3 protein-coding genes are annotated in these 3,871 nt (G+C 70.4%); all 3 read right to left on the reverse strand.

Annotated elements, in window-relative coordinates:
- The coding region (locus CCN39_RS43405) for a cytochrome P450 family protein (RefSeq protein WP_086852483.1) at positions 1 to 1,100 on the reverse strand (1,100 nt) is incomplete at its 3' end.
- A complete protein-coding gene (locus CCN39_RS43410; RefSeq protein WP_086852485.1) occupies positions 1,097 to 2,167 on the reverse strand; it encodes an alpha-hydroxy acid oxidase in 1,071 nt (356 codons plus the stop codon). The genes CCN39_RS43410 and CCN39_RS43405, both read right to left, overlap by 4 nt.
- Positions 2,167 to 3,702, reverse strand: coding sequence for an NAD(P)-binding domain-containing protein (locus CCN39_RS43415; protein ID WP_086852487.1), 1,536 nt, complete (start codon positions 3,700 to 3,702; stop codon positions 2,167 to 2,169). Before CCN39_RS43415 ends, CCN39_RS43410 begins: the two co-directional genes overlap by 1 nt.
- Positions 3,703 to 3,871 lie beyond the last annotated feature (169 nt).

Here is a 3,871-nt window from a genome sequence, read left to right on the forward strand (position 1 = left end):
CACACCAGGGGTGCCCGCCGCCGGCGGGCCCCGCGGGGCGTGAGCAGCGCCGGGCCGCGGTTGGGGATCGAGCGCGTGTGCGCGGCCGTCGAGGCGAGGTCGAAGCGGCGCAGCACTTCCTGCGCGACAACCCGCATGGTCGGCGGTGCGAGCCCGCGGGCCGGGCAGGCGCGGTTCTGCGCGACACCGAACGGGATGAACTCCTCTTCGGCCGACTGCTCGGCGAAATCGGGGTAGCTGAAGCACAGCACCGTCCCGGCCGGGATGGTGAGGTGGTCCAGCTCGATGTCGGCGGTGGAGATCCGGTGCGCGATGCCGAACAGCGGGTACGCGCGCAGGCCGTCGTCGATGACGCCGTCGATCTCCGCCGGGTCGGCGGCGAGCCGCTGCTGGAGGCCGTCGTCCTGCGCGATGATCATCAGCAGGTGCGCCATCGCCTCCGACATCTGCACGACGGCGGTGGTGAAGAACGTGCCCTGCAGGTAGTAGGCCTGTTCTTCCGGGGTCAGGGACTCCGGGAGCGGGTGCGGGACGTCGGCGAGGCGCTGCCGGAGGTACTTCGTCAGCCGCGCCCGGCGGCGCATGTTCCGCGGCCGCACGCACTTCAGCGCCGAGGCGACGTCGTCGGCGTGCGCCACGATGAGCTCGCGGGCCCGCGGCGGGCACGGCTCGTCGAACACCAGCTCGTAGTACAGCTCGGCCCAGATCGGCATCATCTCGTCACGCAGCCGGACGAGCCCGGGGCGGACGCCGTCCAGGACGTGGCGGGCGACCCGCCGGGTCAGCTCTTCGGAGTCCTTTTTGGACTTGACCAGGATGTGGCGGGTGCACTTGGCGACCTCGTCGTAGCGCGGCCCGGCTTCGAGGTGTTCCTGGTGCACCTGCGGCCCCGGCGAAAGCCAGTACCAGAACAGGTCGGACAGCGCGGCGCCGCGGCTGCGGCCGTTCGCCGCCGGGTCGGCGTAGACGCGCCGGAAGTCGGCGACGCCGACCTGCGGACCCGGGATCGTCACCGCGTCCTGGCCGTTGACCAGCGCGAAGATCCGCATCCGCAGCGCGACGACGCGGGCGGGCAGCCAGGCGAGCGCGTTGCCGATCATCGCCGGACCTGGTCCGGGGTGAGGTCCGCCGGGTGCCGTCCGCCGCAGAGCGCGAGCGCCTGGTCGAAGTCGGCCCGCAGCATTTCCAGCACTTCCGAGACGCCTTCGCGGCCGCCCGCCGCCAGCCCCCACACCACCGGGCGGCCGACGCCGACCGCGTCCGCGCCCAGGGCGAGTGCCTTGACGACGTCGGTGCCGCGGCGGATCCCGCCGTCCAGCAGCACCGGCAGCGCGCCCCCGACGGCCGCCGCGATCTCCGGGAGCACGTCGATGGTCGCCGGCACGGTGTCGAGCTGGCGGCCGCCGTGGTTGGACACGACGAGGCCGGCGACGCCGTGGTGCACGGCCAGCCGCGCGTCTTCGGCGTGGAGGACACCCTTGATCAGCACCGGGAGCTTGGTCTTGCCCCGCAGCCACGCGATGTGGTCCCAGTTCAGCCCGGCCGACATGACGATCTCGCGGACATGGCTGGTGTTTCCGCCACTGCGGTTTTCGCCGAGGTTGCGCAGGTTCTCCACGGCCAGGCCGGGCGGCAGGTCGTGGAAGGCGTTGCGGTCGTCGCGTTCGCGGCGGCCGAGCACGGGCGAGTCGACGGTGACGACGAACGCCTTCACCCCCGCCGCTTCGGCGCGCCGCACGATCGCCTCGGAGAACTCCAGGTCCGGCTGCAGGTAGAGCTGGAACCACAGGCCCGGGTCGGGCGCGACCTCGCGGGCGGCCGCGGCGATGTCCTCGATGGCCGTGGTCGCGGCCATGCTGACGATCATGATCGTGCCCGCCCGCGCGGCCGCCCGCGCGGTGGCGAGCTCGCCGTCGGGGTGCGCGAGGCGGTGGAACGCCGTGGGCGCGACGAGGATCGGCATCGAGGACGGCGTCCCGAGCAGCTCGATGCTCAGGTCCCGTTTGTCGCTGCCGCGCAGCACCCGGGGGATCAGGCGCAGGCGTTTGTACGCTTCTTCGTTCTCCCGCAGGGTGATCTCGTCCTGCGCGCCGCCCGCGAAGTAGTCGTAGTGCGCCGGGTCGAGGCGCTCGCGGGCCGTGGCCTCGAGCTCGGCGATCGTCCGCATCAGAGCTCCCGGGTGAAGAACGCGGTCAGCGGCTCGACGTGCACCTCTTTGTCCCACTCGTTCTCGAGGTTCTCGGTGACGTGGTGGGTGGCGACCAGTTCGCCGCGGCGGTAGTGCCGGACGATCGGGTGCAGGTAGTGGCCTTCGCCGTGGTCGTTGGCCTTGTCCTGGGCAGCGCGGGCGACGAAGTCGAACGGGTCGATCTTGTCGTGGTCCGGGCCGTAGTCGAGGGTGACGACGTAGACGTCGGCCGGCGGGTCTTCGAGGACCCGGTCGACCGGCACCTCTTCGAGGTAGCGGGCGGTGTCGCCGTCCACGACGACGACGTCACCGAGGAAGCCGAACTGCTGGTACAGCGCGGAAGTCCGGTTGATCCGGGTGATGACGGCGTCGGTCAGCGCGTCCGGTTTGGCGGGCAGCTCGGTGTGCGGCCACGGGATGTCGTGGTAGCGCTCGTTCAGCACCTTCGCCAGCGCGCGGGCGCCGTAGCGGAAGCCGTGGATGAACGCGCTGGTGGCCTTCTTGAAGTCGCGGACCTGCGTGATCGTGCCGGCGAAGTAGAGGCCGGGCACGTTGACCGACTCCCAGCTCGGCGTCTGGGCGGGGAACCGGTCGTTGATGGTGAGCTGCGGACGGCAGTCCTCGTCGAACAGGTCGGCGTCGAACCGGAAGCCGGTGCAGCAGATGACGCGGTCGTAGCGGACTTCCTTGATGACCTCGTCGGCGCGGGCGAAGGCGAACTTGACGTGGTAGCCGTCGGCGTCCTTGCGGACTTCGCGGACGTCGCCGTCGAGGATCGCGTGCTGCAGCTTGAGCTGGTACATGTCGAGGATGCCCGCGTTGTAGGCGCGGAGGTGGCCGACGAAGTGCGTGCGCCAGGCGAGCTTGACCGGCCGCGGGCCGCCGACGTGCACGACCGCGGCCCGCTCGATCAGGTTGTCGGCGGTCTCGAAGGCGGAGTTCCCCTTGCCGAGGACGAGGACGCGCTGGTCGGTGAAGTTCTCCGGATCGACGTCGACGTCGACGTACTGGTCGATCAGCTCGACGCCGGGGAAGTCCGGGATGTACGGCTTGGTCACGCCGGTGGCCATGATCAGCCGGGTGGCTCGGAATTCTTCTTCGCCGGCGGTGAGGACGAAACTTTCGCCCTCGCGGCGGATGCGTGTCACCCGGGTGTCGTAACGGACGTTCAGGTCGTACTTCGCCGCGTAGTCGGCGAGGTAGCGGAGGAGGTCCTCGGCGTCCGGGAAGAGTTTTTCGCTGTAGTCGGTGAAGAGCACCGGGGCGTCGTCGCCGGCGGCGAGGATCGAGTTCCAGTCCATCCGCATCCGCAGCTCCGGGTCGGCGTACCCGGTGTGCTTCTTGTTGATGGAGATGAGGGTCCGGTGCCGCGGGAAGGTCTCGAAGAAGTGCCCGGGCGCGGAACCGGCCTCCAGCACGAGGTACCGGTGCCCGGCGTGGCCGAGGTGCTGCGCCAGCTGCAACCCGGCCGGCCCGGCCCCGACGACCAGATAATCGAGCACTTCCTCCGCCACGACGACCTCCTGGGGCTCGGCACCGACCGCATGATCGGCGCCGAGCCTGCTCCGGAGATCTCAGAAAAGCCTCAGAAGTAAGTTACCGCCCGGCCACGGCTCGTGACCGAAGCCGGAACTCGCGTGATCAGAGCCGTAAGCCGCGTGATCAGAGCCGGAACTCGCGTGA

The organism is Amycolatopsis kentuckyensis, from assembly GCF_002155975.1.
Lineage (GTDB): Bacteria > Actinomycetota > Actinomycetes > Mycobacteriales > Pseudonocardiaceae > Amycolatopsis > Amycolatopsis kentuckyensis.